This window comes from Halococcus salsus, from assembly GCF_009900715.1.
GTDB lineage: Archaea > Halobacteriota > Halobacteria > Halobacteriales > Halococcaceae > Halococcus > Halococcus salsus.
On sequence record NZ_JAAAJC010000002.1, the window covers coordinates 164,340 to 178,716 of the forward strand.

Consider the following 14,377-nt stretch of genomic DNA (forward strand, 5'->3'; position numbering starts at 1 on the left):
GCGAGGGACCCGTATCGACCAATGGCGACCCTGCGCGCCCTCCTCGATGACGTGGTCGAGGGGGCCGAGACGGTGGTGCTGTTCTCCCCGAGCGCGGCCTACTACGAGCGGTCCCTCGACGTCGACGACGTCGACGTGGTGGTGTGTGCGGACGAGAACGACGTCGGCGCGGAGCGGTTCGTGGAGCTGCCCCTGGAGTTCGTCGACGTAGCCGAGCGGATCCGGTTCGGGATCGAGGGTGCGACCGACGAGGGCTACGTCGCCGAGGGCGACGAGATCGTGTGTGCGACGAAGCTCTTCGACGAGACCATCGACAACGTGACCCGCGTGCGCGTCGGCGACTTCGAACCGCTCGGCACCTACGACCTCCTCACGAACTCCCGAGCCGACCCCGACGTGATCAGCGCCGTGATCGACGTCGCGGTCGAGCTGGGCCAGAAGGGCCAGAAGGGTGAACCCGTCGGCGCGCTGTTCGTCGTTGGCGACGCCGGCAAGGTGATGAACAAGTCCCGACCGCTCTCGTACAACCCGTTCGAGAAGTCACACGTCCACGTCGGCGACCCGATCGTGGACGTGATGGTCAAGGAGTTCACGCGGCTCGACGGCGCGTTCGTGATCAGCGATGCGGGGAAGATCGTCTCGGCCTACCGCTATCTCGAAGCCCACGGCGAGGGCGTCGACATCCCGAAGGGGCTCGGCACGCGTCACATGGCGGCGGCCTCGGTCACGCGGGACACCAACGCCATCGCGGTGGCGCTGAGCGAGAGCGATAGGCTGGTGCGGGCGTTCAAGGGTGGCGAGCTGGTGCTCGAGATCGACCCGGAGGATTACTGATGGCGGACCTCGGAACCCTGATCGGGAACCTGCTCTCGGGCCGGATCAGCCTCGTACTGGTCGTCGGTGTGCTGGTCGTGGGCGTCCTGGTGAGCTACCTCGTCGACCGGCTCGCCGGCCAGGTCCTGATCGCGGTCGGCGTCGAGGACGCCGTCGAGGGGACCACCTCCGACCGGGCCGCCCAACGGCTCGGCACCTCGACCGTCTCCGTGCTCGCGGGGCTGGTGGCGCTGTTCGTGTTCGTGGTGTTCCTCGTGCTCGCGCTCACCGTCTCGTCCATCCTCGACGCTACCCTCTATCTCAGCCGATTCATCGATTTCCTCCCGCAGCTGCTCGTCGCGGCGCTCGTGGTGATCTTCGGGCTCGTGCTCGCCGACCGCGCCGAGCTCCTCGCCTCCGAACGCCTCCGGAACGTCAAACTCCCCGATGCCGGACTGATCCCCGAACTCATCAAGTACAGCATCGTCTTCGTCGCGGTGCTGGTCGCGCTGGGCCAGCTCGACGTCGCCGACGACGCCCTCCTCGTGCTCTTCGCGGCCTACGCCTTCGGCCTCGTCTTCCTCGGCGGGCTCGCGTGCAAGGACCTCCTCGCGTCGAGCGCCGCGGGCTTCTACCTCCTGCTCTCCGAACCCGTCTCGATCGGCGACGAGGTCCGGATCGACGGGATGGACGGGATCGTCCAGGAGATCGACGTCTTCGCGATCCACGTCGAGAACGACACCGAGGAGTTCATCATCCCGAACCATCGGGTGGTTCGCTCGGGGATCGTCCGAATCAGGTAATCCGGCCCCACTTTTTTCCTCGTCGGGTTCGCCTCCGGCGAACCACTCCTCGCAAAAACCTGGACTAAAAAGGCTGCTCGCTCCCTCCGGTCGCTCGCAGTACAACCACAGACATCTCCGCACAGCAACGCACCCGCCTCCGCCGAAGCCCTCGCGCTCCCTCCGGTCGCGCTCGCCCTTCATCCACCAGGAACACCCCACTACCGCAACCGCAACGCGGCCGCCGCACCGCCGCACGGCGGCCGGCGGGACCACCGTTTCGGCACTCGATAGCCGTCGCACTGAACGGAGAGTGTGGGATTTATCACCGCTGCTGTACGACCACCGGCATGAACTGCCTCGTTTCGTCGGTGGTGAGCGCTCGATGAGCGAGCCGTCGCCGTCGGCCTCGGCTTACACCGTCCGGCTCGAACTCGTCGACGAACCCGGCGAACTCCTCAGCGCGCTCTCGCCGATCGCCGAGAACGGCGGGAACCTCCTCTCGATCTTCCACGAGCGCGGCTCGCTGACCCCTCGCGGACGGGTCCCCGTCGAGGTCGACCTCGAAGCCACGCCCGAGCGCTTCGAGACCATCGTCTCGGCGCTCCGCGAGGGCGACGTCAACGTGATTCAGGCCGGCGCGGAGCGCTACGGCGAGGAGCTCTCGATCGTCTTCGTCGGCGACCTCGTCGAGACCGACCTCTCGGATACCCTCTCGCGGCTCGACGGCACCAGCGCCTCGGTCGCCGACGTCGCGCTCTCGGCCACCGACGGTACCAGCGAACCGTCGAGCGCCCGGATCCGGCTCGCGACCCAGACCGGCGAGCGCGACCGCGTGCTCGAAACCGTCCACGCGGTCGCCGACGAGAAGGATCTCCTGGTTATCGAACCGCTCCCGGGGACCGACCGATGAGGCTCGCGGTCGCGGGCTGTGGGGCGGTCGGCCGCGCGGTCTGTGAACTCGCCGGGGCCTACGGCCACCACGTCACCGCGCTCAGCGACTCGACGAGCGCGGTCGCGGACCCGGACGGGATCGACGTCGAGGCGGTTCTCGCCCGGAAGACCGAGGAGGGAACCGTGGGCGACGACGACCCCGCGAGCCTCCCCGAGGCCGACTACGATGTGCTCGTCGAGGCAACTCCCACGACCCTCGGCGACGCCGACCCCGGGTTCACCCACGTCGAGCGCGCGCTCGCGCGGGACGCCCACGTCGTACTGGCGAACAAGGGGCCGGTCGCCGAGCGCTACGCCGACCTCCGAGCCGCCGAGCGCGAGAGCGAGGGCGAGGTCCTCTTCGAGGCGACCGTCGGCGGCGCGATCCCGGTGCTCTCGACGGTGGCCGACCTCGGTCCCGGAAACGTCACCGCGGCGCGCGGCGTGCTCAACGGGACCGCGAACTTCATCCTCTCGCGGATGGCGGCCGAGGGGCTCGGCTACGAACACGTGCTCTCTGAGGCCCAGGACCTCGGCGTGGCCGAGACCGACCCCACCTTCGACGTCGACGGCACCGACGCCGCGCTCAAGTGTGTGATCCTCGCGAACGTCCTGAGCGACGCGGGGGCCACGCTGGCCGACGCCGACATCGTGGGGATCACCGAGATCACCCCGAATGCGCTCTCGTTGGCCGCCGAGGACGGCCGGACGATCCGGTTGGTGGGCGAAGTGGTGGTCGGCGACGGCAGCCCCTCGGTACGCGTCGGGCCGCGGCTCGTCCCCACGAACGGCACCCTCGCGGTCTCGGGCACCAAGAACATCGTGCAGCTCCAGACCGAGCACGCCGGGGAGTTGAACCTCAGCGGGCGCGGCGCGGGCGGACGCGAGACGGCGTCGGCGGTGCTCGCGGACGTGGGTCGGCTCTCCTGACCGGGGGCGGTTTCGAGCACGGATCGGAAACCGTGCTGAGGCGTACCAAGCCACCCGGCATCGCCGGATCCGCGGTCGCGAAATACCGCAATCGTTTTAACTCGAAACGCAGTAGGCATCCGATACAGCGCTACCTGCGCGTGAGCTACCAATGGCAGATAAACCGCACCAGAACTTGGCCGTAATCGGCCACGTCGACCACGGCAAGAGCACGCTCGTCGGACGCCTCCTCTACGAGACCGGGAACGTCCCCGAGCACGTCATCGAACAGCAGCGAGAGGAGGCCGAGGCCCAGGGCAAGGGCGGCTTCGAGTTCGCCTACGTCATGGACAACCTCGCCGAGGAGCGAGAGCGCGGTGTCACCATCGACATCGCCCACCAGGAGTTCGACACCGACGAGTACTACTTCACCATCGTCGACACCCCTGGTCACCGCGACTTCGTGAAGAACATGATCACGGGCGCGAGCCAGGCCGACAACGCCGTGCTCGTCGTGGCGGCTGACGACGGCGTCCAGCCCCAGACCCAAGAGCACGTCTTCCTGGCCCGAACGCTCGGCATCGACCAGCTCATCGTCGCCATCAACAAGATGGACCTGGTCGACTACGAGGAGAGTCGCTACCACGAGGCCGTCGAAGAGGTCAAAGGCCTGCTCGGTCAGGTCAACTTCTCGACCGAGGACGCGGGCTTCATCCCCGTCTCGGCCTTCGAGGGCGACAACATCGCCGAGGACTCCGAGAACACGCCGTGGTACGACGGCGAGACGGTGCTCGAGGCACTCAACGACCTGCCCGAGCCCCAGCCGCCCACGGACGCACCGCTCCGACTCCCGATCCAGGACGTCTACACCATCTCGGGCATCGGTACCGTGCCCGTCGGCCGCGTCGAGACCGGCACCATCGAGGGCGGGGACAACGTCTCCTTCCAGCCCTCGGACGCCTCCGGCGAGGTCAAGAGTGTCGAGATGCACCACGAAGAGGTGCCCTCGGCCGGCCCCGGCGACAACGTCGGGTTCAACGTCCGTGGCATCGGTAAGGACGACATCCGCCGCGGCGACGTCTGTGGCCCGGCCGAGGACCCGCCGAAGGTCGCCGAGACCTTCCAGGCCCAGGTCGTCGTAATGCAGCACCCGAGCGTGATCACCGCGGGCTACACCCCGGTCTTCCACGCCCACACCGCCCAGGTGGCCTGCACCATCGAGTCGATCGACTCGAAGATCGACCCCGCCAGCGGCGAGGTCGCCGAAGAGGAGCCCGACTTCATCCAGTCGGGTGACGCAGCGGTCGTCACCGTCCGCCCCCAGAAACCGCTCAGCATCGAGCCGTCCTCCGAGATCCCCGAGCTCGGGAGCTTCGCCATCCGCGACATGGGTCAGACCATCGCCGCCGGCAAAGTGCTCTCGGTCAACCAGAAATAATGCAGCAGGCGCGCGTCCGTCTGGCCGGCACCAGCCCGGAAGACCTGGATGACATCTGCGACGACGTTCGCGAGATCGCCACCAAGACGGGGGTCAACCTCAGCGGGCCGATCCCGCTCCCCACCAAGCAGCTCGAAGTCCCGGCGCGGAAATCACCCGACGGCGAAGGGACCGCGACGTGGGACCACTGGAACATGCGGGTCCACAAGCGGCTGATCGACCTCGACGCCGACGAGCGCGCGCTCCGCCAGCTCATGCGGATCCAGGTGCCGAACGACGTCTCGATCGAGATCGTCCTCGAGGACTGAGTCCGGCCGAGCGCGTTTTTCGTTTTCCGACCCGTGCAGTTTTCTACCGCGAGTGACAACTGGGGCTATGCGCGGGTTCGCCGACAGCCCGACCCTCCAGACCCTCGCGGTGATGGGGGTCGTGTTCGTCGTCCAGCAGGTCCTACAGTTGGTCGGGCTGATGGGGTTTTTCTTCGTGTTAAGCCCGTCCTTCTTCGTTCGGCCGTGGTCGTTGGTGACGAGCGTCTACGCCCACGCGAACCTCGCCCACCTGCTCGGCAACGCGCTCGTGCTCCTGCCGGTGGGGCTCGCGATCGAGTCGTTCACCTCGCGGGTCCGCTATCACGCCTTCTTCGTCGCGACGGGCGTGATAGCGGGTCTCAGCCAGGTCTTCCTCACCGGGAGCGGCGTGCTCGGTGCGAGCGCAGCGATCTTCGCGCTGCTCGGCTACCTCGTCACGGGCAACCCGGTCTCGAACTCCGTGCTCGACCGCCTCGGTCTCAACCGACGCGTCCAGTTGGTGGTCTTCGGCGTGCTCGCGGTGCTCGTCACGGTGTTCACCGGCTCGCCGGGCGTCGCGCTGGTCGCCCACTTCACCGGCTTCCTGCTCGGGCTGGTGAGCGGGCGGCTGGGGTTGCTCGGGACGAACAAACCCCGACACAGAACGCAAGTTACAAACCGGCCGCCCGGGTACTGATGGATGCGGGCTCGTAGATCAGTGGCAGATCGCTTCCTTCGCAAGGAAGAGGCCCCGGGTTCAAATCCCGGCGAGTCCATCCTTCTAGAGCTTGAAACACATGGCACAGACGGCATCCGGATAGGCTGCTATATCGTGTCCAACCCGTTCCGAGTTCAAGCGGAAAGGGCTGGGACTCATTCCAGATTGGGCTTCCCTGTGAGCTGACGCTTCTCTCTGTTCGTTCAAGACATAAAAGCGTGTGTGAGTCGTTGACTACACAGAGTGCTGGAACATCATAGGTTCAATACACTAAGCAGCATTCGTCGGCAATTCATCCTCATCACGTTCGTGGACATCATCGAAGGAGGCACTCGACTCATTGCCTGCCCATGCGATAGGAGTACCAAACGGTGTACAAACATCAATGACCTCCGCGATAGACTGAGACCGTCTCATCATCAACTTGACCGAGTCTGTCAATTCGACGTACCTTTCCACTGAGACACCGAGTGCATCAGCACCCTGCTCGTTTTCCCATACTGGGTGCATTTCACCAAGCATGACAACGAAATCTGTCGGAGTGAGACCAGATGACCATTGGTAGTCCGCGATTTGGTCAACCATCTCCAGTGTCCACTCATCAATAAAATCAGAAATCAATTGACAGGACTCTTCGTCAGTCAGTAGGTGGTCACTGACGTCGGTCTTAAATTCGAAGCTTGTTGGGTATCCATACCTTCCAGGTTCAGAGGTCGAAATATAGTAACTAATGTCTGGTTCGGATAAGCCAAAGCTCATCAACATGTCGTATTTCGATGTGGCATACAACATCCACTTGTTGACAACTCGTCTGAGAGCTATCTGCCGCCAAGTACTTGACAGTTCTCCGGGAGCGACCTGGTAGATGAGCGCTGCCATTCTATACTCCATGTCACATCTTCCTCGACCCGTTATATACATCTATTCATGTCAATTACCTTACTGTAGTGTAGGTCCGTGGAGTGTCTTTAACCAATTCTTATCATTAGATTGAATAGTGTTGGATAAATGATTGTTTGTCTCCGAGATATCAAGGGGGGTGACATCACTACATCTCCGGTAGTCTCTCGGTAGAAATCGGCTACCGACGTGGTGAGCAGATGAGGGGCTGTACTCGCTATCTTTCCCAGACGGACTTTCTTTCGGATTTCTCCGATTTCCGCAACCGTCGCTCAAGTCGTTCATCTTCAATTCTCGCATCGTTGTTTCGTTCTGCAAGCAGCATTTCGGAGAGGGTACGTCCCTGGTTGTCGGTCTCGCCTGCGAGCTCGCCTGTGAATTCCGACGGATGAGGTACTCGCTCAACGACTGGCCCATCCTCAGTCTCTCGTACGGTGTATCGGTCGTTACACATGGTTCTTAGGAGGGTCTGTAAACTCTTGTAAGTATCGTGGATTTCTATGAGTTAGCCATGTAAGAATGGTGAGAAATTCACAAATCGTCTTCTGTGAAAATCAGCTGTGTACTGTTTTCGTTGAGCCATTCGGCACGAGCCTTGTACTCCGGGTCGTACTCGACGACGAGCGACCAGAAAGTCCCGTTGTGATTCGGCTCTCGGAGATGAGCGAGTTCGTGGACCACGATGTAATCGATAATCTCGGATGGGGCCATCATCAGTCGCCAGTTGAGGCTCAGGGTTCCCGAAGTCGAACAACTCCCCCATCGCGTTCGTTGGTTGCGTAGTTCGATACTCTTGTACTCGACACACATTTCGTCAGCGTAGTGGTCGGCGCGCTCCTCGAACGTCTCCCGAGCCTTCCGTCGATACAACGTTTCCAACGCTCGTTGTACCGACGTCTGCTCAACGTGATGCCGCGCGAGTTTGAACGCCCCTTCTTCGACCGTCGACGCGGGCCGATGCTCGACAACGATTTCGTGCGGGTCGCCGAAGTACGGGAAGGTCGCGCCTGCCTCAAAGGTCCGGTCCGGTATCGTCTCTCGAAAAGAGTCGTACTTCTGTTTCTTCTCCATCACCCACGCGGCATTCTCGGCGAGTAGCTCCTCGGGGTCAGTCTCCGAATCTCGTGGCAGGACGACCACCACGTCGTGGATGTCGATGTCGATTCGTGGGTCGTCGGCCTCGTCGCTTCGGCGCACCTCGTAGGAGACTGTCTCACCGAACAGGTCGACCTCTCGCGGAGCCGCTTCAGGCATAGTTCTCGATGAGATAGCTCCGGGTCGCGTCCACGAACTCGTCGTCGTTCATTAGCGCTGGCTTCTTGTGTTTCTTCACCAGCGTATCGAGAAGCAATTTTTCTATCTCCCTGACTGTGCTTTGGTTGGTCTGCCAACCGGGATAGCTTCGGTCGACGCGCTCTTCGAACTCTTCGCTGATGCCCTCGGCAATCTCCTCGGCCAATTCGTCGTTCTCGATGATGTCGGTCTCCTTGTCGGTCAAATGCGTGTAGATAGCGAACTCCGCATCCGACATCCCCCGTTCTCCGGCTTCCCTCTCGACTTCCAAGACCTCCCCTTCGACTGATTTCAGCGCTTCGACCGCTTCGGGGTCGGCCATTCCACCGCTCTGCCAGCGTTCAACGATGTCGTTGACGCGCTCGCTCAATCGTTTGTAACGGGGGTTCTGGCCCGTCCGTGGATGCAGGTGTTCCCGAGTTGCGTGCGCGACCTGTGAGGCTTTCACACCGGGGTTATCCAGACCCTCTACTTCGTCGAGATACTCCTCGCCGAGCTTGTACATCGGGAAGTCGCGGCGTATCTCTTCGATGTCGACATTTTCGTCGAGGATGTCCCGCGTCTTCTGGGCCATGTCCTCCTCGGGAGCATCGTCGCCTGCGGTGGTCCGCTGGAAGGCTATCTGTATTTTACCCAGCCACTTGTATTGGTCCTGAATCCCTTGGTTGATGAGACGCTTGTCAGGTGCTACCGACTCGTAGAGGTCCTGAAGTCGTCGGAAGCCTTGCTTGAACTCACGGCGTTCCGGGTGGGTGCTGATTCGTTCGATGGCGTCGTTGGCTGCTTCCTGACTGTCGTTCTTCGGGATGTCGTCGAAGATGTCCATGACCGTTTCGACCTGACTCACGAGGTCCTCGAAGAGTTCTTTCTCGTCCTGAGCAGCGTAGGCCTTGGTCTCCGCGTCGTAGTCGAGCGCCTCGTCGATGTTCTCGAAGACCCCTTGGAAGTCGATGATTTCGCCGTTCTCCTTGCCATCGGCGGGACGGTTCGTCCGCGCGATGGCTTGCATCAGGTTGTGGTTCTTGAGGTTCCGGTCGAGGTACATCGTTTTCAGGACTGGAGCGTCGAATCCCGTCAAGAGCATATTGTGAACGACGAGGAGCTTCGGCGAATCTTCCTTCTTGAAATCCTGTACGATATCGTCTCTCTCCTCGGAATCCGTGTGGAACTGACGAATCAGCTCGGGGTCGTCCTTCGTCGCGGTATACAGCACCTCCACGTTCTTTTCGCCAAATCGCTCGATAAGTCGCTGGCCGTACATTGCCGTAGAGCGACGGCTGGGCGTCACGACCATGCCCTTCCAGCCGTTCGGCGCGACGTGTTTGGTGTAGTGCCGTTCTATTTCCTCGACAGTCCTATCGACCCGTGGCGAGAGTTCTGCCAGCGTCTTCGCCGTGACCTGCTCGCGGATGAACTCGCGTTTCTCGTCGGTGGTCATCGTCCTGAACTCGTGTTCGAACTCCTCGTCGAGACCCGCCTCGTCGATGTCCCACTCCATCTCGTGGCGGAGCGTGAAGTACACAGGTAAAATCAGGCCGTCGTCGATGCCCTGCTTAACCGAGTAGCGGTGAAGGTACTCCTCACCTTCAGGCGAGAACTCTCGGAAGGTGTTGCGTTCGTTCTCGCGTTCACCCTCACGGACAGGCGTACCGGTGAAACCGAAATGAGAACACGTGGGAAGCGCGGCGTCAAGGCGACTCCCGAGGTCAGCCTCCATGAAGCGGTGGGCCTCGTCACTCATCACGATTACCTCGTCGTTGCCCTGAACATCCGGGTCGACATCGGCGAACTTCTGGATGGTCGTGAGGACAAGCTGGCTCTGACCCTCCTCGATGAGTTGTTCGAGGTGAGAAATCCGCTCGGCAACGGTCCACTGTTCGAGCGAGAGGTTCGCCAGCTGGTCGCGCATTTGGCTGTTGAGCTTGTCTGTGTCGACGATGATGAAGACCTGGGGATTCGTCACAACGTCGCGTGAGAGAAGGTTCTGGGCCGCATAGAGCATCGTGAAGGACTTGCCAGACCCCTGGGTGTGCCAGATGAGGCCTCGGTTGTGCTCGCCCTCTCGCACTCTATCGAGAATAGCGTTGACCGCGTAGTACTGCATATATCTCGGAACGATTTTGGCGTCGCCGCCGGTTCGGCGCTCGTAGAACACGAAGTTCTTCACGAGGTCGAGGACCGTCTCGGGGTTACAGAGCGCTTGCGTGGCCTGCTTCATCCCGTTGTCGTCCTCGTAGAGTGCCGGCGCATCGTTCCATGGTTGGTAGAAACCCTTGGGTGCGCCGACCGCGCCGTAGCGGAGTTCCATTGTGTCGGCGGCGATATTGAACAGACCGGGAACAAACAGCCGAGGAACGTCCTCTTGATAGTCGAGAAGGTCCCTCACGGCGTCTTTCCAGTGGTTGTCCTGTGCTCGGCTCTTGAGTTCCATCGTCACCAGCGGGATGCCGTTGACGAAGAGATTCACGTCTGGACGGATGGTGGTCTCACGGGAGACCGAAAACTGATTGGCGGCATGAAAGCGGTTGTTCTCGGGGTTCTCGTAGTCTATCAGGTCGACGTAGATGGTCTTGCTCACGCCGTCAGCACGCTTGACCGAGAAGGTCTTGCCCTTCGTGAGGAGTTGGTGGAACGCTTGGTTGCCGTCGAGGAGGTTTTCGTGGTCGAGGTCGCGTTTCAGCGAGGAGATGAATTTCTCGACGTTTGCTTTGGTTACGTCATCGTTGAGCGCGACGACCTGTTCGGCGAGGAGGTCCCAGTAGATGACTTCGTTCGTTCGGCGTTCGTATCGCTCGTCGAGGACTCGCGCACCCCGTCCGCCGTCCTGACCGTGTGTCTCCCACCCGATGCCGTCGAGCCACGAGAGTAGGGAGCGCTCGACGCCGCCCTCGTTCGGCGTGCTAATCATGGCTCTCGTTCGGATAGCACTCACATGGTTCTGTCGGTGAAACGGAGAAACAAAGCATTGGCTTCGTTCATCACGATGAGTGAACGTGATGGTCTGTGGATTTAGACGTTATTGACGACGTGGAGGCGGACGTCTCGATGGAGCGCGAACTCGAAGCCGAGGGGGTGGCGCTCGTGATGCCAGCGATGACCGTGTTGGAACTCTACATTGGCGTGGGAAAGGTTGCGAACACGCCCGCCGAGCGTCGGACCGTCGAGGCAGTGCTTAATTCGTAGTTAGTGGTGTCGATGACGCCATCCACCACTCGGCGTGCCGGACGACTCCTCGGCAAGCGGATGGACGACGGTGCGGACGGTCCCGGCATCAGGAGGATGATGCGGCAATCGCCGCGAAGCCATCGAACGCGACAAACCGGTTCTCGCTGGTGATTCGCACTTCGGGACGATTCCCAGCGTCACGCTTGAAACCTATCGGTGAGTCAGCCGTGCGCCAGCACGTCGTCGAGAACCTCAATGTCCACGTCGTCGGTGCGGACCTCGCCTGAAAGGAGGTCCTGCATTAGGCCCTGTTTGAGGCGCTTGAGTTGAGAAATATACTCATGAGAGTCCATGAAAGTTTTCTGAACTTCTTCAAGACTCTCTGCGATTTCTTTCTGCTCTTCCTTTGGAGGTATCGCAATAACGAGGTTGTCCAAATCGTCACTGCTCACTGAATCAAAGGTACTTCCGATAGCGATTGATTTCACGTACCGTTCACGCCTTCGGAGGTGGTGGTAGAGATATTCCGGTAGTATAGAGTCACCTGCTGAGATAGCGGCGAGTCCCCGTCCGATACAGCAGTTTCTGTCTGCCATGTTCACTTGTCCGACGTATGTCCCTCGAATGGTCATCAGTGTGCTACCTTCTTCGGCCGTCTTTACTGGATTTGAGCACCACCTATTATGGGAAGGACTGCGAAGACCAAACTCGTTGTTTGCTTGAAAGAATGGAAGACCGTCACCAGACTCGTTGTAGTATTCTGATTTCGGTGATGACCCCATTGTAATGGTGCATTCTTCACCCATCAGCCCACTTTCCCAGTAATCCGGTATGCTTCCTACGGTCGGGACCTCATCATAATCGCAATCAAGACGCTCTCCCGAAAACAGACTTTGCAGAAGTCCATCGTCAACACGTTTTGTCTGCTCGATTATCTCCTCAGTCTTCTGAATCGTTTGGTCGACGGCGTAGAGTATAGTGGCGATTTTGCGCTGCTCTTCGAGTGACGGAGTTGGTAGGTTCACATCCCGAATATTCGACTGAGATAGATGTTTCACAGTCGTCCCCGCTATTGATTTTTGTATGTAGAACAGCGGTTTTTCAATCCCATATCGGAGGAATATCTTGTTGTACTGCTTTGTGGGTTCTATCTTACATACTCGCTGGTTCAAGAGAGATTTCGGACCTGACCATAGGTGCGGCTCAAATTCTCCGTCCATTCCCACGAGCAGGTCGTCAGCTTCGATGAGATATTTTGAATCGTACTCGCCAGTGAAATTCAGGGTTGTTTTATCAGTTCCGAGGTCACGAATCCTAATCAGAGGAACACCTCCCTCATCGGCGAAGTCCTTAGATGAGAAGTTGTTACCAGTGAGTAAGTCTATATCAGAACCAATATTATTAACATTCCACTCGTCAGGAACGTAGTCCAGAGTTGACCATGCGACTCCTTTAATCAGTCCATCATTTGGCTGGTTAGCGACATCGTTACTCGCCTCACTTTCATCTGTGAACTCGTCCAGTGATGCCTCCTCACTCATAGTTCAGCGCCTCCATGTGCTGGGTCATCCGAGCCTCAATCTCGTCGCGCTCAGCCTGCAACTCCCGGAGCGTCGCTAACTCCTCGCGCACATCGATGTCCTCCTCGGGTTCAGTGGTGTCGACGTAGAGCGCGATGTTGAGGTTGTAATCGTTCTCGCGTATCTCCGAGAGTGACACCGTTCGGCTGACGCGCTCCTCGGTGGTCCACTCCCGGACGCTTTGCACGATGTGCTCGACACCCTCATCCGTGAGTTCGTTCTGATTCGATAGGTCGTCGTAAAACGCTTTGTCGGCGGCGTGGACGAACTGGACTTCACCCTCCCGGTCGGCGGGCTTATCGGTGTTCAACACCAGAATCGCCGACGGAATCGAGTTGTTCTGGAAGAGGTTCTCGGGCAACCCCACGATGGCCTCCACAAGGTCGTTTTCGAGCATCGGCTCGCGATACTTGCTTTCGTGCTTTCTGAACAAGACCCCATGCGGGATGACAATGGCGGCCTTTCCACCCACGCCGTCGTGGTTAGGCGTCTTGAGCTGCTTCGCCATGTGCATGATGAAGGCGTAGTCACCACGGTCGGCTCGTGGGAGCTTCTCAGCCCAGTCGAACCGGCCATACGGGTCGTCCTGAAGGTCGTCCTTCGCCCAGTTCGCCGAGAACGGGAAATTGGCGAGAACTCGGTCGAAGCGCTGCAACGCCTCCCCGTTGGTGAACTGCGGCGCAGAAAGCGAGTCCTCACGCTCGATGTCCCCGCTAAGTGCGTGGATGGAGAGGTTCATCCGAGCGATGGCCGCGATGTCGGGGTTGATTTCCTGCCCCGTGAACGTGAGCTTCGAGGGGTCGCCACCTTGCTCTCGATAGTACCGTGCGGCCTCGATGAGCATCCCACCGGAGCCAGCCGTCGGGTCGTGGAAGCTTTGCCCGTCCTCGAAGTCATCGACAAGCTGGACGCACAGCTCGACGATGTGCGGCGGTGTGAAGAACTGACCTCCAGATTTGCCTTCCTCCTCGGCAAAGTGACGAACCAGGTCCATGTATGCCTCGCCGAGCAAGTCCGGCGGCACGTTGTCGCGGTCAAGGTCGTACTTGCTGAGGTGCTCGACGAGCTTCCCGAGGCGGTCGTCGTTGAGCGCGTCGGCGTCGATGTAGTCGGCACGGAACAGGCCTTGTAGCTCAGGGTTCTCTTCGGTCAGCGCGTCGAACGCTTCGTTGAGCGCTTGGTCGACGTTGTCGTTGACTGCCCGGAGGTCTTCCCAGAGATACCCTTCTGGAATGACCGGCGTATCGAATAGGTTCGGGCGTCGGGCGAAGTCCTCTCCGTACTCATCGAGGTTCTCCTGATACTGCTTTTCGAATTCGTCGGAGATTGTCTTGTAGTAGACCAGCGGGAGAATGTAGTCCTTGTAGTCCGTCGAGTCCACTGCGTCTCGGATAATGTCCGCGCACTCGAACAGGTGCGAGTCGAGTTCGGTAAGCGTAAGCGGCATACTACAACGCATCAGCCTATCGGGCCTTAGCTTTCATGGATTACAGGCTATTGATGAGACTCGGCAGTAGTACAACCGTTGCATAGCTTCGTCGAGAGGGGTCTCAGCGGCC

Annotated in this window: 12 protein-coding genes, 1 tRNA gene and 1 pseudogene; 9 read left to right on the forward strand and 5 right to left on the reverse strand. The window is 60.2% G+C overall.

The features are described from left to right. Window positions 1-21: 21 nt before the first annotated feature. From dacZ to GT355_RS08035, 8 genes are all read left to right on the forward strand, one after another. A complete protein-coding gene (dacZ, locus tag GT355_RS08000; RefSeq protein WP_120074615.1) occupies window positions 22-834 on the forward strand; it encodes a diadenylate cyclase DacZ in 813 nt (270 codons plus the stop codon). Continuing rightward, window positions 834-1,616, forward strand: coding sequence for a mechanosensitive ion channel domain-containing protein (locus GT355_RS08005; RefSeq protein ID WP_160134174.1), 783 nt, complete (start codon window positions 834-836; stop codon window positions 1,614-1,616). Before dacZ ends, GT355_RS08005 begins: the two co-directional genes overlap by 1 nt. 364 nt (window positions 1,617-1,980) lie before the next feature. Then, complete coding sequence (locus GT355_RS08010; protein WP_120074611.1) at window positions 1,981-2,508, forward strand: amino acid-binding protein; 528 nt, start codon at window positions 1,981-1,983, stop codon at window positions 2,506-2,508. Beyond that, on the forward strand, window positions 2,505-3,458 hold the full coding sequence (locus GT355_RS08015) for a homoserine dehydrogenase (RefSeq protein WP_160134175.1): 954 nt from the start codon (window positions 2,505-2,507) through the stop codon (window positions 3,456-3,458). The genes GT355_RS08010 and GT355_RS08015 overlap by 4 nt, the downstream gene beginning before the upstream one ends. A 151-nt stretch (window positions 3,459-3,609) precedes the next feature. Continuing rightward, window positions 3,610-4,875: a translation elongation factor EF-1 subunit alpha gene (tuf, locus tag GT355_RS08020; protein WP_160134176.1), complete on the forward strand. Its 1,266-nt coding sequence runs from the start codon at window positions 3,610-3,612 to the stop codon at window positions 4,873-4,875. Then, the gene (rpsJ, locus tag GT355_RS08025) at window positions 4,872-5,183 is read left to right on the forward strand and encodes a 30S ribosomal protein S10 (protein ID WP_199694056.1); all 312 of its coding nucleotides are present in this window, start codon (window positions 4,872-4,874) and stop codon (window positions 5,181-5,183) included. The genes tuf and rpsJ overlap by 4 nt, the downstream gene beginning before the upstream one ends. Before the next feature lie 67 nt (window positions 5,184-5,250). Further along, entirely contained in the window at window positions 5,251-5,859 is a 609-nt protein-coding gene (locus tag GT355_RS08030) for a rhomboid family intramembrane serine protease (RefSeq protein ID WP_160134177.1), read from the forward strand. Window positions 5,860-5,866: 7 nt separating this feature from the next. After that, window positions 5,867-5,938: transfer RNA gene (locus GT355_RS08035), tRNA-Ala, on the forward strand. Between the two features lie 212 nt (window positions 5,939-6,150). Here the strand turns inward: GT355_RS08035 and GT355_RS08040 are convergent. The 3 genes from GT355_RS08040 to GT355_RS08050 form a co-directional block, all read right to left on the reverse strand. After that, the gene (locus GT355_RS08040) at window positions 6,151-6,759 is read right to left on the reverse strand and encodes a hypothetical protein (RefSeq protein ID WP_160134178.1); all 609 of its coding nucleotides are present in this window, start codon (window positions 6,757-6,759) and stop codon (window positions 6,151-6,153) included. Between the two features lie 552 nt (window positions 6,760-7,311). Next, the gene (locus GT355_RS08045) at window positions 7,312-8,034 is read right to left on the reverse strand and encodes a M48 family metallopeptidase (protein ID WP_160134179.1); all 723 of its coding nucleotides are present in this window, start codon (window positions 8,032-8,034) and stop codon (window positions 7,312-7,314) included. Then, entirely contained in the window at window positions 8,027-10,981 is a 2,955-nt protein-coding gene (locus GT355_RS08050; protein ID WP_160134180.1) for a type I restriction endonuclease subunit R, read from the reverse strand. Before GT355_RS08050 ends, GT355_RS08045 begins: the two co-directional genes overlap by 8 nt. Window positions 10,982-11,118: 137 nt before the next feature. Between GT355_RS08050 and GT355_RS18550 the strand changes: the two are divergent. Then, a pseudogene (locus GT355_RS18550) lies at window positions 11,119-11,458 on the forward strand (PIN domain-containing protein). Window position 11,459: 1 nt separating this feature from the next. Here the strand turns inward: GT355_RS18550 and GT355_RS08060 are convergent. Both GT355_RS08060 and GT355_RS08065 read right to left on the reverse strand, forming a co-directional pair. Next, on the reverse strand, window positions 11,460-12,779 hold the full coding sequence (locus GT355_RS08060; protein ID WP_160134181.1) for a restriction endonuclease subunit S: 1,320 nt from the start codon (window positions 12,777-12,779) through the stop codon (window positions 11,460-11,462). After that, window positions 12,772-14,265: a type I restriction-modification system subunit M gene (locus tag GT355_RS08065; RefSeq protein ID WP_160134182.1), complete on the reverse strand. Its 1,494-nt coding sequence runs from the start codon at window positions 14,263-14,265 to the stop codon at window positions 12,772-12,774. The genes GT355_RS08060 and GT355_RS08065 overlap by 8 nt, the downstream gene beginning before the upstream one ends. Between the last annotated feature and the right edge of the window lie 112 nt (window positions 14,266-14,377).